The sequence below is a fragment of the Acinetobacter sp. Tr-809 genome (assembly GCF_011753255.1).
Classification (GTDB): domain Bacteria; phylum Pseudomonadota; class Gammaproteobacteria; order Pseudomonadales; family Moraxellaceae; genus Acinetobacter.
Genome location: NZ_VWVZ01000002.1, coordinates 101,867 through 125,362, shown reverse-complemented (window position 1 = coordinate 125,362; position 23,496 = coordinate 101,867). Strand labels below are relative to the sequence as shown.

Here is a 23,496-nt window from a genome sequence, read left to right as displayed (position 1 = left end):
CAAATGGTGCCGTTACTACATCCCACTGATTTTCATTTTTAGATTTGTCACAGAAGCACCTGTAATACCAATATTACCAATTGAAGCATTTGGCAAGTTATTAAATGTCCCTGTCTGCTGGTAACCATTTGTACCAAGCAATACGTTATTTAGCTGTAAATCAAATTTATCCGTTGTTCCCGCATTTCCAAAAATAACCCCACCTTTATCCGTCGCATCAACTGGACCATAAATACCAGCATAAAACCCTTTTAAACTAAAGGGATTGCCATTATTTCCCTTCAACTTAAAGTCGAAACTCGCACCGACAGGTGCCGTGGTTGAGTTTCCAGACGCTACATAATCCGACACCAACATAATATTACATCCAGTGCCTGTACCACAGATCGACTCAATTGCTCCATCAAACATCACCATATGCCCTTGTGGAGCAGCACCCATCTGGATATTCATACTCGGTTTATTTGATGCAAAAACAATATCGATACCACCAACACGTAGTAGTTCTTTTACATCACTTTTTAGTAACGTCCCCGAACTAAAAATAGAATTACGTGTATAAGTACTTCCACTTAAATTTGAAAGTGAACCTGCCGCAGCCGTATAAATAGAAAATGGAGAAATTCGAATGCCTGTTACGTTACTATTAAAAGCTAAAGCAATATTGGCAAAAGCTCCACCTGTAGCAGCGGTTCCTGCATCAGTATCAACAAACGCTTTAAATCCTAATGTCGTTTCAGTGGCACCATTTAAAGCGGTTACCTTAACAGGAGCTGCAGTCGCTTGTCCTGCCACGCCCGCAATGACTAAACCAGCGCGATTAGTATATGATGGAGCTGTATAGCCACCATAAGACAAGCCATCATTATCAATGATCGCCATTTGATTGAATTGAACATTCGCCTGGACACCAATATTTAAACCATCCTGTCCAGTCATGGTAGAAAGGCTTTGGTCATCCATCGGTTGCATTGCCATTGTCAATGGGCTTAATAACAATAGCGACAAACATCCTAATTTCTTGTTTTTATTCATTGTCCTCATCCGTAGACAAATGTTTAAAATATGTACTATAGCTTAGCATATTCTCAATAAACCACAACATAAAATCCTTAAAGTCGAGCCATTTCAGATGGTTTCACAAAAGGGATAATATTTGAAGTTATTCAACGATTAAAGAACTGCTCCACAGATGTCTTTAGTTCCTACAGGATATTTAAACTGTAACTGACTTTTATCCAAAATTAGCTCTTGTGAAATTTCTTGCCCAATCACAGCATTCCCTGCAGGGATTGCATACTGCCCTAAATTCATTTCAAAAAAATAATTCATAGGCTTAGTTGATGCAGTTCCGATATAACCGACATTGACGCCATTAAAAATAGCCCCAACCTGTTTGGTATCCTGATTAATATAAATCCCTAAACGTTGATAACCACTTGGAGTCGTACTCACGTTAAAAGACTGACCAGTTGTGCCACCTGATCCATTATTATAATTGTAAACAGCCACTGAAATATTATTTTGATTTTGTGTAGGATCAAAATTATTTGCATAAACAATCATTACACTAAAAGGAATTTGGTCTTGCCCTATCCCTCTCCCGATTGTAGGGAGAAATACAATATTACCCTCACCAGAAATTACTGAAGTCGGTACTTTAAATTGATATTCATAGGCAATAATTCCAGTCTGGGGTAATGCGAATTTATACTCATCTCCATTCATTGCATAATAATTAATTTTGGTTCCCATATCTGGATTTGCAGCAACTGTATAAGAAACCTTCATACCATTAATACTTGGGAACTTCAAAACTGTAGAGCTCGAACTTGAATGTGACTGCTGAATCTGTGCTTGTGTTGCATTAAAACTAAAATTACATTGAGCAAAAACTGGCTGATAAATGACTGCTGTCAATAATACAGTTCCAAAGAATATTTTTTTCATTTTCTGTCCTATAGCAATTAAAACAATCGCTTAAATCTTTGTTATACAGCCCCCTTTATTTTACTAGAGGGCTAATTTTCATTTTTATAAAGAGTTCTATTTAGATTAACAGAACTTTAAACCACCAAAACAGTTAGATACAGGTTTTTGGTTGCTATCCAATAAAAGATTTTCCAATACCATCACTGCACGAGCATCAGGTGCTAAACGAATATCTCCCAACCCCTTATACAAGGGTACCCCAAATAAAGCTAAGAAAGCCTCCCCTTCATTTACCGTAATTGTATTATTTGATAGATAATCAGTAATAAAAGTCGCAATTTGAGGTAATACGTCCTGCATTGGAATACCCGTTGTAGGGTTTAATGCACCAAAATCCAAAGGATCTTTAAAAGATAACCACCAACCAGGCTGTGCTATATCAGCTACATCAGCCCCAGGCCATTGAAGTGCTGTATTTTGTAAAGCCAAATAGCCCCCACTGGTAATCGGTAAATTATGAATCAAATTAAAATTTTGTTTAACCTGAACATTTGCTTTCAAATCTGTAATATAAGAACACGTACTAGGACTATAATTCGCTGCACAATAAGCATATGTTCCTTGATTATTATTGGCCCCCATAAAAAAGCCAGCTGAACTTGTCCCTAGAATAGAGCTATCTAAAGTCAAGGTAAGTCCCCCACTATCTCGACCAATTGCTATACGAGGAATTGGTACATCCTTCACAACTAAATTTAATTGTTTCATACGACTCCCTGTGACAATCGTTTCAGGAAAATTAAAAGAAACACTTTGACTAGGAACGTTTATTCCCCATAGACTCTGACCATTATATTTATATATATTCGCATTATCAGGTGGCGCTTCATACCCAGGACGACCAGGGGTCATTTTATTAATATTACTAGTTGCTGTACGGTTATTACACCACAAAGTTCGAATACAGACATCGGCTGAAATTGCCTGATCATCTCTTGTACCAAAAATTGCAGGATCTGTAAAAGCATTAACAGGCGTTTGACCAACCTTCAAGAAACCACTGAAACTATTAATCCCCCCCCCGGTAGACAGACCGCTGCTATTAATATCATTGACTGTACCTGCGGATAAATAACCTAGAATCTCTTCGGCACTGAGTCGAAAACCTGCGACCTCTCGTGTAGAAGCACTAGTTGGGTTCTTGATTGCAAATTCAATAAAGGGGTTGGTCAAGGAAGCACTGGTATTGGCACGTCCTTTAGACCAAGTTGGGGTACCATCAGCTAATTTTCCATCTGGCGGCCCACTGAGCGATACATTATCCATATCAATATCGCATGCACCCGCGCCATTGCGTCCGCCACAACCGAGTTGTAAAGCACGAATATTGGCATTTAACTCTAACTTTGCTTCTAAGCCCAATTTATAATAGCCAAAGTTTTTTAAGGCATTGGATGTATCTGGGGCTGTATACCCCAATGACAATAATGCCTGCCCCCGTGCTGCAGATAACTCATTATCGCTCATTTCAACTAAACCACTACTGGCCCATGTATGGGTAGCAAGCGCGGGTATAAGTAAACAAGAGGCTAATATTGATTTATGTATTCCTTTTTTCATCATTTTCTTCCTGTCTCTTATTAATTACGTGGTCTGATCGCAAATTCTGAGCGAAGCTGTCCACCCGTCATCACCATCTCACCTAGTCGTTGCGCCCTGTTATTGGTCGCATCGACTCGTGGGTAAAAGTTAATGTCTTGTACTCGGAAAACATCGCTAGGTGTGCGGTCTGGGTTAAAGTTAAAACCTAAATTAAAACCAACATTGTCTTTGTTTACCACAATTGCATTATTAAACTGAACCAAGCCTGTCATATTGTCAAAACCGATACTGGCATCATCAATCGGATCACTAATTTGTAATGAACCATCTCTCAGGCGATAACGTCCAATAAAGGATAATCGGTTCCCACTAGTGGCGGTGATTTCATTATTTGGTACCAGACTTAAGTTCATGTCGCCCAAGAATTTAAGTTTAAGGCCGAATAACACATCATCTTTAGTATTAAACGGATTTACCATCACTGGTGTTGCGCTATTTGGATTACTGTAGGTTGGTAGATATCCTGCAGCGATTTCAGCAGCCATTACCATGAGTAAGTCTTTTAGCTCAACATTAACATTACCGCCTTCAAAGCCCATACTGCCATAACCACGTAGCAACATATCAATATTACGTAAACCCATATAATAGTTTTTATCACCATCCACAATTAAAATCGAAGTAGTTTTACTACCATCGGCATTACGTCCTTCTGTACTCAATCCTAAAGCCAATCCTAAACGTTGTGAGTTGGTCACCGTCGAACGAGTAATACTATTATTTACATTATTTAAGCCAAACACTTCACCCGTATAATTGGTAGCATAGGTAGCCAGATTGGCATTGACATTATAAAAAGGCAGACCCAAGCCCCATTTATTATTTAATCCATCATTGGCTGCAATCGCATTGGCCGCAGAAACTCCACTACTTGACGTAAAACGTCCTCGTCTAGAAAGCGCTTGGAAATCTGCACCACGGACAGCGACCACTAAACTATATGGGTTAACCGTATTATTATGAATTTGCTGAATATAATCTGTAGCATTGGTTAGTGTTCCACCATTTCCACCTAAACGTGCATTACGGAGTACCGAGTTTTCGGGCATTCTTAAATTACGTGTATTTGCAAGGTTAATATACACATTGCCACTGTCAAAATATGCACGTTGATTGGAGTTGATCACGAGAGGGCTAAGATCTCCAAATTCAAAACCAAAGGTATTCGAGCCAGCTCCACCGATTTCTAACGTCGTTGCTTTACTATCGTCTCCACCTAACATGGCATCGCCTTTTTGAGTAAACTCACCTCTTAGGCGCATAGCCAAACCACTAGAACCAATCACTGTGCCATTAGCACCACTTGCTGTTGTACTGGCATCACTGGCGAAACCCAATACATTATTTAGTGTATGGGTATTGGTTGTATTATTATCCACAGGCGCAGCAATGCCATTTGCACTAGTACCTCTAACCTGAAGCATTCCATTAACTATACGACCACTCATTCCAACACGAATTAGCCCTTTACTGTTATCCAAGTTATAGATTGGATTGGTTGGGTTAATGGTCACATTATTTTTAGTCATTAATTCAATATTTAAGCCCGAACTAGTCCCTGCATAAGTTCCTGTTGCCGCACCGAGCTGATTAGGATCCGTGACACGTGTAAAATCAACATAGCCATAAGTCAGATCTGGGCTAGTCGTTTTAGTCGCAGATGCAGTACCAAGATTAGTTTGTAAAATCAATCCTTTGGTTGCATCTACATACATCGCACCTTTACCTAAAAAATTAAAGTTAAAATTCTTTAGAATTAACTGGTTATATTGATTTGTTGTTCCAGTTCCCAAACCCGCATATAAATTAATATTCTGTAAACCTAGCTGCAATGAGGATTGTGAATTTGCACTAAATAAGCCATCTTTGGTATTAAAAGCAATAACTTGTGGGGAGCCAGTCTGAATGGCAAAATTCCCAATACTGGCATTACAACTCACGGTTGGGGTTTGAGCACAGATCTGAAAACTTCCAACTGAAATAGTCGATGGCATACTTTTGATTTGTAAGTCCAAACCTGTTTTAGAGCCATTAGAACCTGTATTGATTTTATAATCTGTACCTAAGTTATAATTGCCTGCACCTGCGCCTGCATCATAGGCTAGATTTTTACGAACTCTGACATCATTTGCAACAGCGCGTAGTGTTTGTTCGGCATTGCTCGCCATACCAGCACGGTCTTCCCAATAAAGTTGATCAACCTTAATTTCATCATAAGTAGTTTGTAAGGATACACCGTCCTGCCCATTAATCTGTCTAAGGTCAGTATCTTGTAGTTCTTGCAGTGCGTAAGCAGTTTGAGTCAGACATAACATACTGCTTGCCAATGTTGTTAGAACAAAATGGCTGGTTTTATTTTTATTGACTGTCCTTTTCATAACCATTTCCTTTTTATTTTAACAACGTGGATGTGATGTGCCACAAGAAAATATTTTAACTTGCCCTGTCATCGACAGATTTCCATTCATATTCACACCAATAAAGCCCTTTTCCTTGTTTGCATCAAAGCCAGTACCACCATACGTCGTGGCAGGGGTTAAATAACCAGGTAAGTTTGTAGAACCAGAGGAACAGTTTTGATTACTTTCAGTACAGGTATCTGTTTCAATCGATAAAGACTGGAATCCAACATTACGAAATTGAATCGGCTTGGTCGGATCGAAACCTAATTTGATTGCTGCATGATTTAGACCACCATATATGACGTCTTCACCATCCAGTTTGATTTGCTGAATATTGACTGTGCCTTGAATTCCCTTCATCACTAACCATTGCTTACGTCCTGTCACTGATGGCACACGATTACCTTGCGCATCATAAGTGTCCTGTGTACCATCGTGGTAACGGTTGTTTAATGACAATGCCAAGCGGCAATAAAGTAAATCTGCACATAAAAAATTTGCATTATCATCCTGATTTAAAATCATTTTCAAAGAAAGATCTGCACCTGCCTGACCAGTCACATTTTCTAAACTAGAGTCATCCAAGCTTTCCATTGCATATAACGAAGTAGAAAGTAGTAGCAACCCACATCCTTTAGCTAAGCCAATCATCAAGCCACGAAAACTATATTCTTTACTTTTAGAAACCTTCATCGCCTTATATCCTTATAAGCCTGTTGTGGTTAGCTTTAGATGCTGAATTAGTAAACCATCAATTGCCGCTGAACCAAAGTTATTGCTAACGGTTGCACCAGGTGGTTGCATATTGTTAAGACGTCCAGCTATATCAGTTGGTGTGGTAGTCTGAATTCCTAATATCTGATTATTATAATTTTGACGCCATGTCGTTTCATAAGGATCTGGACGATTTAATGAAGGATGCACTTGTCCTGTCAGAGGAGCTTTAGGGGTTACAACTCCCCAAGAACCCCAAGAACCCCAACTACTTCCACTCGCAGTACGAGAACGCAACCAAACTTGAGTAAAATCTTCTTGAGTTGCACTCGCTAACCCTGTACCAGATTTTAATTCACCAATCGAAACACCATAAGCACCAATGCCCTTATGTGCTGATAATTTATTGGTCACAGGGTCATAATCAGTTGAACCGATGGTAATACTACTATGTGTCGCGCTACTGCCTTGATAACCTGCCACAGTCGAAGTACCACATTGGTAAATATTACAAGTTGAGCCGAGATAGGTAACACCTGGATCTACAGATGCGGCTGGGTCAATATTTTCATAGCGGGTATAAATACGGCGATACACTTCCGGTACGTTTGGAATACGTGCCAACTCCATAGAAAAGTTATTACCATCGGTACTGAGCATTAGCGGTTGGTATAAATTACCCAATACCAGATTGACATTCATATCATAGAGAAAAATACCATCTGCACTGGCATTGGGCTGAAAGTTTGGAACTGCACCACCCAATGCTGGGGTACTACTATCATAAGTTCCACCTGCAATCTCCTGAGTACTAATCCTAAATACACTTGTTGCAGTGGGTGCTATCCAATCATTGGTCCCTTTCGCCCTTAAACGACGGGTTGTAAAACCGTTCTGGTTCAAACATTGTCCAAATTGTCCATTTCCACTACTTGTATTCGACTGAGGAGTTGTACAAACACCGCCACCAGAAAATGAACCAGAATAAAATTTCTTGTAAGGGTCAAGCCCGCCATTGGTCATTGGTGTATAAGATATTTGAATTCCATTGGTGTTATTAGTCGCATTCGCTGGCGCGCTAGTCATATCTCCATTGGCCGTCGCCAATACTGCCCCCTCAGAGAAAGTATTGGTTGCAGGATCATAATTAATCTGCACAATTTCTCGGGTCGTGGTTTGATTGCTGACCGTACCGCGCTTGGTATCAGTTGCACCACTATTAATACGGATCAGCCCAGCCACGCCAAACGTATTGTTATAATTGGTATTCATTCCATAATTAAAAGTTTTGGTAGTTGGGACATTATTAATTTTTAAGGTTGCATTGTAAGTCCCCCCCATAGATGGAGTCACGCCACCAAGTGTCTGGAATACTTTCAAATTCGAACCATTAATACTAAAACCATCCCATACTGCTGCAAGACGTAAACGATTACTTAAGCCGTTTAAACCACTTTCGGGAACCGCAGCATCGCGCTGAAAGATATCAGTCCATAAACCAAGTTTTAAGTTATATGCTGAGGATTCTGCGGTACCAGCTGCAGGAAGTACCATTTTACGTAACGGAGCTTCTAAAGCTAAATAAGTGACATTGCTAATTGTTCCAGCGAAATTAGGAACATTTTGATCATTTAATGTGGTAACAACCCAAGGATTATCGGCAGTCCCCCATGAATCAATTGGACGACCATATAATGTCCCCCAATCACTGCCATCAATTGCAGCACCTAAGTTTTTATTGGACTGTGATAAAGACAAACCATATAACCACGCATCTGCTTTTTTATAGCCTTTAGCCGTAGCAGTCGCACTTAGAGGCCCTACAGGGATCAGGCGAATAGAACCAGCGCCATAAGTCCCTGCACCATTATTGGCATTATCCGCACCATTAAAACGGAACGAAAAGTTCTCAGGTAAAAGTGCAATCCCTTCACCTGTGGTTTCACTTAAAGCATCATCGGAAATTTCTTGTAGTGCAAAAATAGATTGACTTACGCACAAGCTAATAAAACTTGCTAAAACAGTTCTTTTAAACAAAACCGTAGAAGTTGATCTAGTCATCTTGACCTTCCTATTACCTGATGCTCCGCATCATCATTCTTTTTCTAACATCCTTCTTTTGAGTGATGCCCTACAAACTATAGGAAAACCGTATTTACGCTTCACTCAAATGCAGACAATCTGCCTACATAATCTCATTCTTCATTATGCTGATAATTTACACAAAAGCAAAATAATTTAGGTAAATGGTCTATTTTCCGATGAGTGAAATAAAATTTTAAAGATCTTTTATCTATTTAGATCAATGATTTTTCTCTACTTGTTATTTTCTATAAAGTAAAATTACAACAGCCACCTATTCATAATCTATTGTTGCAAAATGTAAGTCATCCCTAAAGCCTTAGGCAAGCTCACAACCATTGAATATCAATCTTTATCGTTACAACCAGATATATAACCTACAGAAACTAAACCCTTCTAGATTCACGTGTTAAATTAAAACCTCCACCCAGCTCCAAACTGCAAGCGCGGTTGCTGATCCTTATCACTTTTTGCAGCAGAAGTATCACGCCATGCAATACTTGCATTGTAGTCAAAGCCTTTATATCCACCAGCGATACCAATACCTGTACTTGCTAAAGAGCGACTGTTTTTATCTGTAAGATATGGATTTTTATTTTGTTGTGTTTTACCAACATCTTGGAATAGATAAGCATTTAAAAATGGTGTCAACTGGTGATACACATTGATTGATGCGCCCCAACCTTGATCACCCAGCCCTTCTGCTATTGGATAGGCACGCATCGGGTTCAAAGAAAACTTTTCCGCTGAATCTAGATTCTTAGAGGCAAGCTGTCCATATAACTCACTGGTCACCCATGAATATGCCGTCAATCTTTGTTGCCTGGAAAGTTTCAGCTCATGCTTATAAAAAGCGCCTTGGGTCTTTGCAGACAATCGATCTATATTTAGGGCTGATGGACTTTGAATTTTCAGATTGCCAACGGTAGTGATGAATTCGAGCTGGTTAATGCCACCCTTCATGTCGCCAATCCCCCAATCATCCATTCGACTAAAATTCAGTGTAATTCGACTCGCGTCTATATGCTTGGATGTCTCTGTATCTGTTACTGCGATTTCATCAAAGAGCTTTCTTTTTTCAAGCAATAATTTCAAATCTAAGTTGGTTTTCTGACTGCGTATCAATGGATAAACGAGATTTAAATTATAGTTTTCAGAAGTCCCTGTCGCATCTAATTGCTTAAACTGCTCTCCCAGCTCATATTCAGTTCTGCTATAACCACCGCCCAGCCATAGACCCGTTCCTGTTATAGGTAATCGGGCATTTAGGCTTCCTGAAACCAAATCTTGATTACTTCCGAGTAATTGAGCAGATAACTTCTCTCCATATCCTAGCAAGCTACTACTCTCGAGATAGCCTGAAAGTCGATATTTGCCTGTATAGCTACTGCCTGCATTATCAATACCAATTCGCCCCACCCAAGTTGGTTGTCCCAAAATATCTAAAACAAGATCCGTTTGCCCTGTCTGTTCACCGGCCTGTAGGCTTGCCTGAATTTTCCCAATACCAGATAGGTCTGAAATCAATAATAAGGTTTTATTACTTTGCAGTTGTTGTAACGCCTGATCATGAGGAATTTGATCGGTATAGCGCGTAATCGTTGTATCTTTAATTTTAGACTGGTTGCTTAAAATGACTTGCCCCAGTTGTCCTTCTAAAATTCGGATCACCAATATTCCATTTTCTAATTTTTGTTTGGGTAAATAGGCTTTCGCCAAAAAGTAACTCTGTTTTTTATAGTATTGGGTGATTTGTTCTGCGCCAAGCTGTAAATCAGCCAATACATTGTTTTTATTTTCCAGTGATTTGACTAAATCATGTAAAACGGCTGTAGCAATTTTTTGATTCCCTTCTATCTGGACTTTTGTGACCCAAATGGGGGTTTGATCCTGACTATAGTTTTGCCGAGATGAATCAGTGCCAAAGTATTGTTGGTCTGTTTTAGGTGTTTCTTTGAATTGCTCAGAATTCAATTGTTTGGTAATGGTACCACTATCAGGAATAACAACTTCTGCATGAGCAATAGAAGAAGCAATGGCTAGAATATTCACCCCACCCATTATTTGAAGAAATACTCTGCTGTACATCCTTGCTTGTTTATATAAATAAAATTTCATTATTTCTCTAAATTTAATCAATATCTTATTGTTTAAGACCAGAAGCATTAGCCTCTGGTCTTATATATTCTAATAATGTCTTTTTCGTCTTAATGATTATAGCGAAGCCATGGGGTCGTACTATCCTCATCAATCACCCATGTCGAGCTTGAATTTGGGTCAGAAGCATCGGCAATATCCCAACCTGAAAAAGTCAGAATTTTTTGCAGTTCTGCTGTGGTTTTTCCAGTGCCACCTGCGCTGCTAGACTGACCTGATGTTTCAGTATTCCAATAACTATTAATGACTATACCATTAGCATAAGGATCATCTCCAATGAGCCCCCCGACATGATTTACACCCGTCACCCCCCCATTCGAATAACTATTTTCAACCGTTCCATTGTTGTAACCAATTAGCCCTCCGACAGAGTTTTCCCCCTCCACTGCACTGGTTGAATACGAGTTTGTAACAATACCGTCATTTCGACCAACAAGCCCACCAACATAGGTATCACCTTTAACTCTCCCTGTCGCATAACTACCATTAATAATATCTTTAGTAGCATTCACACCAACAAGACCGCCAATATTCTCACTTTTAATACCGCCTGTCGCTGTTACATCACCTGTGGCGTAGCTATTGTTGATATATAAACGAGGAGCTAAATCATAGCCTCTAAAAGCAGTACCTCCCACCAATCCCCCTAGACCAGTCAAACCACTCACATTGCCTGTAGCATAACTTTGATCAATATAATGAGTATTATTTTCTTGGGATCCAAAAAACCCGACTAAACCACCTGCACCAGCAAAACCGAGTTCTGAATGCCAATTTCCATTTACATATGCGCCAGATAATATATTCCCCGTAGCATGACTATTATAGATGCCTTGTCCACTTCCCACCAAACCACCAGCAATTAACCCCCCCGTATAATTAGGATCCAGATTTTGCTCTTGTTCAGCAGTCATTGTAAAATCAGGCAAAGAAATATTACCTGTGGCATAACTATCATAAATTGGGATCGAAGACACTGCCGCTAATCCACCTACACCAAGTACACCTTTGATATTAGCCTCAGAATAACTCTGTATAATTCGTTGTGAATTCAATTCAGTGCCTTTAACATTACCTGCAATACCAATTAAACCACCTACATATAGCAAACCATTAACCTTACCTGTACTGTAGGTATTTTTAATATTACCGCTAAGATGCAAGCCTGAGAGTGCACCAATATAAGCGTACCCATAAAGAGATACATTAGTAAGACCCACATCTCTTAATTCACTACCATAGGTAATACTAAACAGACCTTGCGGGGCTGTCTCTGGAACAGATACTAAATTTCCCCATTCAGGTCGAGCTTGATTAATCGTTAGCGCATCAATCTGATGTCCTAGGCCATGAAAATTTCCTTGAAAGAATGGTAGTTCTAATTCGGGTGGAATGCCCCCTTCGGGTAACTGTATACCACCATCAACCTTAACTTGAAGCTGTCCAATCGCATTAAACCCTTTACCACCATTCCAATTGACCGTATCAGAGGCATCAATATTGCTACCTAAAGCATAATTCCCAGTCAGGTTATTGTTCATCCCTTGTAAGGTATTGATATTGGCATCGCCTTCTTCACCTAGATCATTGATCACAATGTAAGAAGTTCCATTAATTAATAAGGTTGGGGATGAACCACTGATATTAATCTTGGCACCATTATTTAAGTTATAATCCGAGCCTGCTCCATAGTTCATGGCAAGCTTAGCCTTATCTCCACTTAAATCTAAATCACTATTAAAATTAATATCTTTGTTTGCAGTCAGTGTCAGTGCGGTATTAGCATTCCAGCTAGTTGCATCATTAACATTAATATTACCTTGGCCTTCTGCCGTACCAATCGCATTCAAGCTGACATTGCCTTTGTTTAAAGCATCACCCAAAGTGGTACTGCTGACAGTGCCACCAAAGAAATCGACATCGACATTTTTGGATTTCAACTCCCAGCCACTGGTCGTCGGAGGTAAACTGCTCGTACTATTTCGCTGTGTCGTAATATTGGTACCTGAATTGACATGTACTTCTGCCGCAGAAGTTTTGATTTGTCCACCATTGCCACCGTTCGGCGCTGATGCATCTAAAGTACCACTAACATTTACGGTACCACTACTTAGATCACTGCCGAGCTCAATCACACCACGAACATTATTCACCGTTTGTGCTTGAATCACCCCAACACTGTTGACCACTGCATTGCTTAACTCATCAATGCCTTTTGCGGTAAGAACAACTTTACCGCCATCGGCTTGAATCATTCCACCTGAATTAATCAAAGCCTGTGCTTTACCTTGATTAATGGTGTAACCCAACAAACTGCCATTATTTAGATTCAGGGTAATATCACCACCTGCTGCCAATAATACATTACCCTGTGGTGCTTTAATCGTGCCAGTCTGTTTTACTGTCGGCGCAATTAAAGCCACTGTACCACCTGTCGGTACGGTAATTTTGCCACGGTTCTCTACACCTTTATTATTATCAGGATTGTTAAAGTTAAAGAGATTATTATTAAAGTCATTGTTACTTAAGTTTAAGGTCGATGCGACTAAACCCGCAGTATTGATCTGTGAAGTACTGCCAAATAGCACCCCGTTTGGGTTAATAATGAAGACTTGTCCATTGGCATTGAGCTGACCATTTAAGTTTGAAGCACTTGTACCTGTGACTCGGTTCAACGTAATTGAGCTACTATTCGGCTGCACGAAATTCACGATTTCATTGCTATTGGTCGAAAAGCTACTCCAGTCAATCGCGGCTTTTGCGGTGGATTGATTAATGGTTGTTGTTGTTCCTGCTGTTGAAATGTTCGCTGTCCCCGAACTAACCACCCCACCTGTTGGTCCTGCAAATACAATACTTGCACTTAAAATATTCACAGCAAAGAAGGCTGTTACTTTTGCTGTATAAGCAACAGAGGTTTTAGATTTGATTTTCGTTGTTGATTGCGTTGCAACAACTCCCCCTTTCGCCATTTCACTTACTGCTTGCCAGCAAAGATGTGTAGCATTCCATACCACTTGATAGATCTTATTCACAATTATTCCCACCTGTTTTTAATATTTTTAAAAAATTTCGGTTTATTTTTAGCATATCTTTTTATATTTTAAATAATTTCACCACTTTTTCTGACCAGTGGTAAAATAAAAAAATTATTATAAGAAAAATATTTTAAATATAACTTAGGCCTAAAATGTTAAAACGAGAAGTATTTCATTTTTTAATTTAAAGAATAAATAAAATAGTGAAAATTAAAATTTATCTCTTTATTATTTTAAATTCATCTTAAAAACCGATATTCTACTGTATTTTATTATAATTGAACCATTGCTCCTTGGACCAATGGTTCGTTTTGCCAACTATAAAATTTTAGGTCTTCGGTAAAGTCACACCAGTTTGGCCTTGGTATTTACCACCACGATCTTTATATGAAGTCTCACACACCTCATCGCTTTCAAAGAATAGCATCTGTGCAACACCTTCACCGGCATAGATACGTGCTGGTAAGTTAGTTGTATTTGAGAACTCAAGGGTAACGTGACCTTCCCACTCAGGCTCTAATGGCGTAACGTTTACAATGATACCGCAACGCGCATAAGTCGATTTACCTAAGCAAACGGTTAAAACATTACGTGGAATACGGAAATATTCGATGGTACGTGCTAACGCAAAAGAGTTTGGCGGAATAATACAAACATCAGATTCGATATCGATAAAGCTTTTATCATCGAAGTTCTTTGGATCAACAATTGCTGAATGTACGTTAGTAAATACCTTAAACTCACGCGCACAACGGACATCGTAGCCATAGCTCGATACCCCATAAGAAATCAACTTTTCTCCGTTTTCATCAAAACGAACTTGATTCTCTGCATAAGGTTCAATCATGCCGTGTTTTTCGCTCATTTCACGAATCCAACGATCAGATTTTATTGCCATGACTTTTTATCCATAGACGAAGTTAATAATTGGCGAGTACTTTAACGTAAAATGGTATCAATGAAAACAACAGTGCCATCCCTTATTAAGGATCGCACTGTGAAAGTTATAGATTGATTAGTGCTGAATAGCTAATTGGGATCGCAAAAGCCATCAAAACGACAGAGGCTGTGCGTTGTAATTTTGATTGAGACAGCCATTTCACCTTATTGGTTGCTAACATTGCCCCAACAGAAATCCAAAACAATGCAATAGGAAGAATCAGTCCAACAAAGCTACTCATATGCGCCAAATAAAGCTCTTGGCTTTTCCATGCTGCAACAGGAAAAATTGCTGAAGCAAATAACAGTGCTTTCGGGTTGAGCAAAGTCGCGCATAGCAATTCTCTAGGTCGAATCGTGGGTTGATTTAAGGCCACTTCTTGGTTCGCAGTACGCCACAGTTTTACCGCTAGAAAAACGATATACCCCGCGCTTAATAGTTTCAGAAAAATCGGCAAAGCAGGCAAAGTTGTAGAAACTTTGCCAATCAGCATTCCCCATGCAGTAATTGCAATGATATAACCGACTGCTTCTGCTGGAATCAATAATAAAGATCGACGTAATCCAACCTGAATACCAGAAGATGCCAATAAGGTATTGGTTGGGCCAGGAGTCAACAGAATGGTAATGACTAAACCAATAAAGAACCATGAAATCATTGAATGACCTCACTAGAAGATAGTTTCAGATTAATCCAATTCACAAGCCATAGCAAAAAATTAACTGTAAACAGTTATGACTAAATATAGATTAAGCAACTGTTTTATATTTACTTTATAGATTTCAAGTCAACTCTACTCAGCAGTCACAGCATAAAAAGCGTATATTTAAAATACAATAAATGTAACGTATCGGTACAAGACTTATTTTAAGTCCGATATTGTTTGCACATGTTTTAAGTTTTCACTAAGTAAATAATGCTATTTTATATACAATCATAAACTTCTTTGACTTATCGAGTCTATTTACTCCTTTTATGCCTAAGCAATTCTTTCACAAGTGGCTGCCTTCATCAGAGAAAGTCGCGAGCTTAAAGCTGATGAAAATTTTTGGTGACCGCGCCTTAAATCCTTTGCTTTGGTATGTGAATCGTCGCTCGATTGCAAAAGCCATGTTTATAGGCACCTTCTGGGGAATCTTGCCGGTCCCTTTCCATAGTCTGTTTATTATTTTGACTGTGTTGTTTTTTGAGGTGAATTTACCGATTGGCCTCTGTATGGCATGGTTGACCAATCCCTTTACCGTGGTACCGATTCTGTATTTAGGCTTTTGGTTTGGGACAAAAATTTATCACGTCAATATGATTAATAAGGAGATGTTGCTTGGTGTGTTACATCAAATTTTAAACTGGATTAAGAACTTCGGGCATGGTCATATTGATTTTAGTTTAGCCAAGATCTTGGTTTCTGGACTCGTTATCGAAGCTATTTTATTTGCCATTATATTTTATTTGAGTACACATTTACTCTGGCGTTGGGTGGTGATTAGAAGCTGGAAAAATCGCTATAAAAATAAAAAAGAAGAAACCATCTAAATGATTTCTTCTCTATGAAAACAGATTATTTAGCTTCGGCTTTTGCCTTCATATACTGTTCTGCAACCTCAAGTGCATAGTCCTGACAAGCTTCTCCTGTCGCAGGGTTATAAGCACCATTATTGGTAATATTATTTGATAAGATACGAACCCCAAGGAATGGCACTTTGAATTGTTGCGCAATTTGTGCAACCGATGCAGCTTCCATTTCCTCTACAGAGGTTCCATACTTGGTATGGAAAAAGTTGATACGATCAAGTTCATTATTCCACGTATCTGCCGAACCGATGGTACCTTCTACCACTTGTCCCTTGGTGTAATGTGCTTTAGCTTTGTAAGCCGCAACTAAAAGTTCCTTATCACCTTCAAATTTTCGAATTGCAATCGGTTCTGGATCAGACTCATCCTCAGGCAACACATCGAACGCTTCATTCCATTCCAATGCATTTGAACCACCACCAATCGGTTTATTTGGTGTTTTAAATGCACCAATATTGGTGGTGTATTTGCCTAGCACAATATCAAATACCTTTAAATCTGGATCGTGTCCGCCAGAGGTCCCCTGATTGATAATCGCAATCGGCTGATAATGCTGAATTGCAATGGCTGTCGCTGCGGCCGAGTTGCTCATACCCATACGGGTTTTAGAGATCACCATTGGATAACCTTTATAGGTACCTTTCCAAAATTCCCAACCACCAATGATTTCGTAGCTTGCATTATCTAATTTTGAGGCCATTCTTTTTGATTCAACAGGCAATGCACCTTGGATCACAATCGGTTGTAACTTGGTTTTTTCTTGTACCTGATTATTACTATTTGAAGAACTATCTCCATTACAAGCACTTAAAACTAAAGCCGCACAAACACTGACAATACCCATCAGGCCTTTAAATTGCATCATTGATCTATACTCAAAAATCAAAACAAGTGATAAGCAAGCAACATACCATTTTTTGTTTTTTTAATTTATTTTTAAAGCGTAAAAATAAAAACTTATTTTAATCAAATAGTAAAAACCCAGCAGGATATGCTGGGTTTTTAAGCACTTTAGAAGATACGCTTATCGTCTTTCTGACGTTTTGGTAACTTCTCCATTTGTTGCAACACGGCTTGTGCAATATTGAGATAACTGTCTGCGGCTGCATCCTTTGCGATCACACTTGGTGTACCTTGATCTGCATGTTCACGGATTTTTGCATCTAAAGGTAAATGACCGAGCAATGGAATATGATATTGCTCAGATAGTTGATCACCACCGCCTGTACCAAAAACCTGTTCTTCATGACCGCAATTCGAGCAAATATGGGTCGACATATTTTCGATCACACCGAGTACAGGAATATTCACTTTATTAAATAATTCAATACCTTTGGTTGCATCCATCAACGCAACATTTTGTGGTGTCGTTACAATCACTGCACCAGTTACTGGAATACGTTGCGCCAAAGTCAGCTGAATATCCCCTGTGCCTGGTGGCATATCAATCACCAACACATCTAAATCAGGCCATAAAGTCTGATTGAACAATTGCATCAACGCACCTGTCGCCTTTGGGCCACGCCAAGCCACGGGTGTATTGTGCGCACCAATTAAATGTCCAATCGACAGCACCGCCATGCCATAAGCATCTAAAGGTACGAAGTGTTCATTTTCGATCTGCGGGGTTCTGCCTGCATTGCCCAACATTGTTGGGATACTTGGACCATAGATATCTGCATCCAAAACACCAACTTTTAAACCGAGTTGTTGTAACGCGAGTGCAAGGTTGACCGTCGTGGTTGATTTACCTACCCCGCCTTTACCAGAAGAAACCAAAATCACATTTTGGATGCGTGGATGTGCCGCTACATCGCGTTGTTGTGGTGCTGCTTTTTGAATCGGTGGATTATTCGGATCGGCTTCCGCCTTAGGCGAAGCATCCATTACAGGGGGTAAATTGGTGTTCTCTGCTTTTGGCTTTGATAAGCAGCTATGACCTGCTTCACCATGCGCTGCATGTTTCTGTTGAATAATATGTAAGTTTAATTCTTGGATACCACACTTTTCTAAAGCTTCGGCCAATTCATCGTGAATCTGCTGTAAATGGTCCTTTTCTTGGGGAAAGGTATTCACTGTAAGCTGTAAAATTCGGCCTTGTACATTCACTTGGCTGATACGATCTTTTAAACTGTTTTCAGAATGCGGCAATATATAATTTTGTAGAACTGTTTGAATCTCGTCTTCCTTCACTTCTTGCGCTGGTGAAAAAACAGATTTTAAGGAAGAAAGCCACGACATTTTGTTTACTCCAAAAACAGTTCAACATATCACTGAGTCTGGCTAGTTTAGCAGTATTGAAGAATTGACGCTCATATCAAAGTAGATAATTGCTCATTTTTTATAGCAACTTTTCTTCTCTAGATATGAGCATCCATTATTTAGCATTTATACAAAGCTTAGCCTTTGAATTTATTGATGGTATCTGTTGCTGCTTTCTTTAAATCATCCAACTTATGACTTGCTTGAGCTTTCAAATCATCAAACTTTGCAGCAGCTTCATCTTTTAGTTCAGATGCTTTTGCTTTGGCATCATCTAACTTATGACTAGCCTCTTCTTTGAAGTGGTCAAATTTATCTTGAACCGCGTGTTGCGTATCTTCAAGTTTGGCTTTGATATCATCCACTTTAGATGAAACAGCCTCTTTACCTTCTGCATTTTGCTCAGAGACATCTTTCTTTAAATCATCAAGCGCTTTGTCGCCTTTTAACTTTAATTCTTCAGCAGAGTGTTTTAAGTCATCAACTGCTTTTTCACCTTGTAGCTGAGCTTCTTTTGCTTTGTATTTTAAGTCATTCCCCAATTCTGCGGCTTGGTCTTTTAACTCATCAAGTTTTTCGTTTGTCATGATATTTCCTCACTATAGGTAAAAAACATATTGTTTGGAGCAATCTTAGTTATACCGTGTTTAGAAGCTTTTTTTGTGCATCGCTGCAAATTGAAACAAATGGGATACAGGAAGATTCAAATGATTGCGGATTGATAAACTTCTTAATTTTTAGATATAAAAATCATATAAATGAATAACATCCCCTTTATTCAATAAAATCAGATCTTAAAATCTCATATAGCACATGCCAGCTTAAAGGATGATCTGCAGCTAAAGCAGGATGCTGAAACTCGGACACTTTTTTCATCTGTAATTTTTGCATCACCTTTTGTGATTTAGCATTTTCCAGCGTCGTAAAGGCAACCACTTTATCCAGTTTTAACTGTTCAAAAGCAAATGTAAGTGCAGCTTGAGCAGCTTCTGGCGCATAGCCCTGTCCCCAGTACACTTGATCAAGTCGCCATCCAATTTCCACACAGGGAGAAAAGGAAAACTGCGTGGGCTGATCGTGCAAACCAACAAAACCAATAAACTGCCGATTGTGCTTTAATTCAACCGCCCATAAGCCCCAGCCTTGTGTTTCAATAATCGACTTCATTTTATCAATCATGACATCGCTTTCTGCTCGGGTCAGAAGTTTAGGAAAATATTCCATGACCTGTAGATTTTTACCCATTGCGGCAAAGGAGGTATAGTCCTCTTCTTGCCATTGTCTTAAGCGTAGTCGAGCTGTTTCGATCATTTTTACAACCAATAAATTTGTATTAAAAACTATTAACAATATAAGGAGATAGTTCGGATATACTTCCGAAATATCTCAATCATAAACCTCGTTGTCAGAATTAGCTAATATGAATGAAAATGAACTTTTAGAAATTCAGCATGAGCTTCAGGCCCAAGAAAAACGTTTGAAGTACATTCTTTCAAGTAAAAAAAGAATTCAAAAGATGCTTCTTTCTTTTGAAAAAGACCTTGCTGAACAGTTAATCCCTGTTATTGATCAACAGAGTGATGATAAAGCACCCGTTGAAAGCAGTCTGGCGCTTACGATCTGCTGGAAATTTTCTAAAGCCGAATTTCCTAAAACCGAACATTGGTGTAGTGAACTCAGTATTACTGATCTTGAAGTCAAAGATGAATTTAGTGTTGCCTTAAAAGCACAGGCTTGGTTAGGTATTTTAGGTAGTGATGAACTTTGGCAAACACCGATGTTCGCAGAAGTTACCCTTGACCCTAAAACAGATCGTTTAAAGAGCTATCACATCCATTTCCTGTCTAAAGGAAAGATTATCTCTTTAAGAAAGAATTCAAAGCACAGTGTCACTGTAAAACAAATGCAAAGTATGTAATCCTTCGGGATGCATACTTTTCTCCCTAAATTCTCTCAAATTGATTTAAATCACCATACTTCTTTTTGCACATCAACACATAACAACTATTGGCGCTGATACACCCCACTGCAAGCACAGGCAAAACAGCAAGAAAAATGAAAAGACTCATGGCTAAAGTTTCAAAATCAAAGCCATTGACCTGATCTTCAAACAAAATCATCAGCACTAAGCACATCCACCCCGTAAAAAAGATCAGACTTATTTTAAAAAACTGCATCAAATCAAAAATTTTGCTGGGCAATTTCAGTACTGATAAAACAATCACGTAGAAAATAAAAGCAAGCACAATCAGAAATGGAGTGAGGTACAACATCACTTGCATCGCATTACTGACCACATGCAATAAATGGTGCTGTTGAAAGTTTAAGAACAAACAATAGGGAATCACAAAACTAAAAACCGATGCCACACTTGCACACATAGATGCACAGAGCAAATGCCAAGATCTCATGATTGTTTCCTTTATTTACTGACCATACAGCCATTATCAGTAAAGGAAATGTGTTTTGATTGAAGTACAAGTGAAGCTTGCATGAAGTCGTCAAAATAGAAGCATCACTCAGCTTGAAAAGATTTCACTGAATCCCTTGTGCAAGTCGAGGCTAAGTCATGTAAAATCATCTGCCTTGCAAATACGAATGAGAGAACAATATCCGTGCGTAAAATTTTAGTCACCAATGCCCTACCTTATGCCAATGGTCCTATCCATATGGGTCACTTACTCGGTTATATCCAAGCAGATATTTGGGTTCGTGCGATGCGTGCAATGGGCCATGATGTGACTTATGTATGTGCGGATGATGCTCACGGTACAGCAATCATGCTACGCGCTGAGGCCAATGGAATTAGCCCAGAACAACAGATTGCCAATGTTCAGAAAGAACATATCCGTGACTTTGACGGTTTTGGCGTACATTTCGATCACTATGACTCAACCAATAGCGACGAAAACAAAGCACGTTCAGAAGAAATCTATATCAAAAACCGCGAAGCAGGCAATATTGCAATTCGTCCTGTAACGCAGTTATTCGATCCAGAAAAAGGTATGTTCCTGTCTGACCGTTTCATTAAAGGCACATGCCCGAAATGTAAGTCGGAAGATCAATACGGCGATGCCTGTGAAGTATGTGGTACAACGTATAACGCCACCGAATTAGAAAATCCACGCTCAACTTTAAGTGGTGCGACCCCTGTTGAGAAATCATCGGATCACTACTTCTTTAAACTTCCGAATTTCTCAGAATATTTACAGAAATGGACACGTGACCAAGGTCGTCTGCCTGTTTCGATTGCCAACAAGCTAGATGAATGGTTTGAAGCTGGTTTATCAGATTGGGATATTTCGCGTGATGCGCCTTATTTTGGTTTTGAAATTCCAGATGCGCCAAACAAATATTTCTATGTTTGGGTCGATGCACCGATTGGTTATATGTCTAGTTTTGAAAACTACATCAAAACCAAACGTCCAGATTTAAGCTTTAATGATTTTTGGAAAAAAGACAGCGATAAAGAAGTTTATCACTTCATTGGTAAAGACATTGTTTACTTCCATGCGCTGTTCTGGCCTGCAATGCTTGAAGGTGCCAACTACCGTACCCCATCAGGTTTATTCGTGAATGGTTTCTTGACGGTCAATGGTCAGAAGATGTCGAAGTCTCGCGGTACTTTCATTAAAGCTGAAACCTATTTAGAACATTTGAATCCTGAATATCTACGTTATTACTTTGCGTCTAAGCTGTCTGACAAAGTTGAAGATTCAGATTTGAACCTAGATGACTTCGTTCAGAAAGTGAATTCTGACCTTGTGGGTAAAGTGGTGAATATCGCCAGCCGTTGTGCAAAATTCATTAACACCAACTTCAATAATACTTTGTCAGAGACATGTGTGGAATCTGAACTGGTTCAAATCTTTATTGATGCAGGTGATTCAATCGCACAAGCTTATGAAGCGCGTGAATTCTCAGCAGCAATTCGTGAAATCATGGCATTGGCTGATCGTGCCAATCAGTATATTGATGAGAAAAAGCCTTGGGCACTTGCGAAGCAAGAAGGCCAAGAGCAACAAGTACATGATGTTTGTTCAGTCGGTATTAACTTATTCCGTCAACTTGCAGTTTACTTGGCACCTGTACTGCCAACGCTTGCTGCACAAGTTCAAGCCTTCTTACAGCTTGAAAGCTTTGACTTTGCATCACGTCAGCAAATTTTGGTTGGGCATGAAATTGCTCAATTCCAACCATTGATGCAACGTGTTGATGCTAAAGCTGTTGCGGCAATGGTGGATGCCTCTAAAGATTCTTTAGCTGCTGCGGCAGAAGCGCCAAAAGCAGAGAAGAAAAAAGAAAAGAAAGCCGAGAAGAAGCCTGAGCCGAAAGTAGGTGAAGCTGAAATTATCGGTATTGAAGACTTTATGAAGGTTGACCTTCGTGTTGCTCAAGTACTTGAGGCAGCAACCGTTGAAGGTTCTGATAAATTGCTTCAATTGACTTTGGATGTGGGTGAAGCTGAGCCGCGTAATGTGTTTAGTGGTATCCGTGAGTTTTATCAGCCAGAAGATCTAAAAGACAAATTGGTGGTGATGGTGGCTAACCTTGCACCACGTAAAATGCGTTTTGGTATTTCTAACGGTATGGTACTTGCCGCTGGTAATGGCGAAGGAGTTTGGGTGATTTCACCTGAATCTGGCGCAAAACCAGGCGATAAAGTGTCTTAATCAATAAAGATATAAAGGGCTTCTTCGGAAGCCCTTTTATGTTATTTTTAAATAAATCAAAT

The 23,496-nt window shown here is 39.3% G+C and carries 18 protein-coding genes; 3 read left to right on the top strand and 15 right to left on the bottom strand.

Features of this window, described 5'->3' with window-relative positions; translation table 11 throughout:
- Positions 1–15: 15 nt before the first annotated feature.
- The 10 genes from F3J02_RS04695 to F3J02_RS04650 all read right to left on the bottom strand — a co-directional run bounded on the left by F3J02_RS04695 (position 16) and on the right by F3J02_RS04650 (position 15,585).
- Entirely contained in the window at positions 16–1,035 is a 1,020-nt protein-coding gene (locus F3J02_RS04695) for a DUF6160 family protein (protein ID WP_167247950.1), read from the bottom strand.
- A 138-nt stretch (positions 1,036–1,173) separates the two neighbouring features.
- Positions 1,174–1,950 (bottom strand): DUF4882 family protein, encoded by a 777-nt coding sequence (locus tag F3J02_RS04690; RefSeq protein WP_167247949.1) that lies wholly within the window; start codon positions 1,948–1,950, stop codon positions 1,174–1,176.
- Positions 1,951–2,055: 105 nt separating this feature from the next.
- Complete coding sequence (locus F3J02_RS04685; RefSeq protein ID WP_171526030.1) at positions 2,056–3,555, bottom strand: hypothetical protein; 1,500 nt, start codon at positions 3,553–3,555, stop codon at positions 2,056–2,058.
- Between the two features lie 17 nt (positions 3,556–3,572).
- Complete coding sequence (locus tag F3J02_RS04680) at positions 3,573–5,972, bottom strand: DUF6160 family protein (RefSeq protein ID WP_167247947.1); 2,400 nt, start codon at positions 5,970–5,972, stop codon at positions 3,573–3,575.
- 18 nt (positions 5,973–5,990) lie between these two features.
- On the bottom strand, positions 5,991–6,689 hold the full coding sequence (locus F3J02_RS04675; RefSeq protein ID WP_171526029.1) for a hypothetical protein: 699 nt from the start codon (positions 6,687–6,689) through the stop codon (positions 5,991–5,993).
- Positions 6,690–6,701: 12 nt separating this feature from the next.
- Positions 6,702–8,771: a hypothetical protein gene (locus F3J02_RS04670; RefSeq protein ID WP_167247946.1), complete on the bottom strand. Its 2,070-nt coding sequence runs from the start codon at positions 8,769–8,771 to the stop codon at positions 6,702–6,704.
- A gap of 435 nt (positions 8,772–9,206) precedes the next feature.
- Positions 9,207–10,910 (bottom strand): ShlB/FhaC/HecB family hemolysin secretion/activation protein, encoded by a 1,704-nt coding sequence (locus F3J02_RS04665; RefSeq protein ID WP_167247945.1) that lies wholly within the window; start codon positions 10,908–10,910, stop codon positions 9,207–9,209.
- 89 nt (positions 10,911–10,999) lie between these two features.
- Positions 11,000–13,984: a filamentous hemagglutinin N-terminal domain-containing protein gene (locus F3J02_RS04660; protein WP_167247944.1), complete on the bottom strand. Its 2,985-nt coding sequence runs from the start codon at positions 13,982–13,984 to the stop codon at positions 11,000–11,002.
- Between the two features lie 331 nt (positions 13,985–14,315).
- Complete coding sequence (gene dcd, locus F3J02_RS04655) at positions 14,316–14,885, bottom strand: dCTP deaminase (protein ID WP_003653416.1); 570 nt, start codon at positions 14,883–14,885, stop codon at positions 14,316–14,318.
- A gap of 106 nt (positions 14,886–14,991) precedes the next feature.
- A complete protein-coding gene (locus tag F3J02_RS04650) occupies positions 14,992–15,585 on the bottom strand; it encodes a LysE family translocator (RefSeq protein WP_167247943.1) in 594 nt (197 codons plus the stop codon).
- 317 nt (positions 15,586–15,902) lie between these two features.
- Here F3J02_RS04650 and F3J02_RS04645 point away from each other — a divergent pair, with 317 nt between their 5' ends.
- Positions 15,903–16,460, top strand: a complete 558-nt coding sequence (locus F3J02_RS04645) for a DUF2062 domain-containing protein (RefSeq protein ID WP_167247942.1) — start codon at positions 15,903–15,905, stop codon at positions 16,458–16,460.
- Between the two features lie 25 nt (positions 16,461–16,485).
- Here F3J02_RS04645 and F3J02_RS04640 read toward each other — a convergent pair whose 3' ends face one another.
- The 4 genes from F3J02_RS04640 to F3J02_RS04625 all read right to left on the bottom strand — a co-directional run bounded on the left by F3J02_RS04640 (position 16,486) and on the right by F3J02_RS04625 (position 20,072).
- Positions 16,486–17,364 carry a 5'-methylthioadenosine/S-adenosylhomocysteine nucleosidase gene (locus F3J02_RS04640; protein ID WP_171526028.1) on the bottom strand — a complete coding sequence of 293 codons (879 nt, stop codon included), beginning with the start codon at positions 17,362–17,364 and terminating at the stop codon, positions 16,486–16,488.
- Between the two features lie 146 nt (positions 17,365–17,510).
- The gene (apbC, locus tag F3J02_RS04635; protein ID WP_167247941.1) at positions 17,511–18,740 is read right to left on the bottom strand and encodes an iron-sulfur cluster carrier protein ApbC; all 1,230 of its coding nucleotides are present in this window, start codon (positions 18,738–18,740) and stop codon (positions 17,511–17,513) included.
- A 158-nt stretch (positions 18,741–18,898) separates the two neighbouring features.
- Positions 18,899–19,348 carry a hypothetical protein gene (locus tag F3J02_RS04630; protein ID WP_167247940.1) on the bottom strand — a complete coding sequence of 150 codons (450 nt, stop codon included), beginning with the start codon at positions 19,346–19,348 and terminating at the stop codon, positions 18,899–18,901.
- 187 nt (positions 19,349–19,535) lie between these two features.
- Entirely contained in the window at positions 19,536–20,072 is a 537-nt protein-coding gene (locus tag F3J02_RS04625) for a GNAT family N-acetyltransferase (RefSeq protein ID WP_167247939.1), read from the bottom strand.
- Positions 20,073–20,181: 109 nt separating this feature from the next.
- Between F3J02_RS04625 and F3J02_RS04620 the strand changes: the two genes are divergently transcribed.
- The gene (locus tag F3J02_RS04620) at positions 20,182–20,679 is read left to right on the top strand and encodes a hypothetical protein (protein ID WP_167247938.1); all 498 of its coding nucleotides are present in this window, start codon (positions 20,182–20,184) and stop codon (positions 20,677–20,679) included.
- Positions 20,680–20,704: 25 nt separating this feature from the next.
- On the opposite strand, the gene F3J02_RS04615 is transcribed toward F3J02_RS04620, so the two are convergent.
- Positions 20,705–21,172 (bottom strand): hypothetical protein, encoded by a 468-nt coding sequence (locus F3J02_RS04615; protein ID WP_167247937.1) that lies wholly within the window; start codon positions 21,170–21,172, stop codon positions 20,705–20,707.
- Between the two features lie 204 nt (positions 21,173–21,376).
- On the opposite strand from F3J02_RS04615, the gene metG reads away from it, so the two are divergent.
- Positions 21,377–23,434 (top strand): methionine--tRNA ligase, encoded by a 2,058-nt coding sequence (metG, locus tag F3J02_RS04610; RefSeq protein ID WP_167247936.1) that lies wholly within the window; start codon positions 21,377–21,379, stop codon positions 23,432–23,434.
- Positions 23,435–23,496 lie beyond the last annotated feature (62 nt).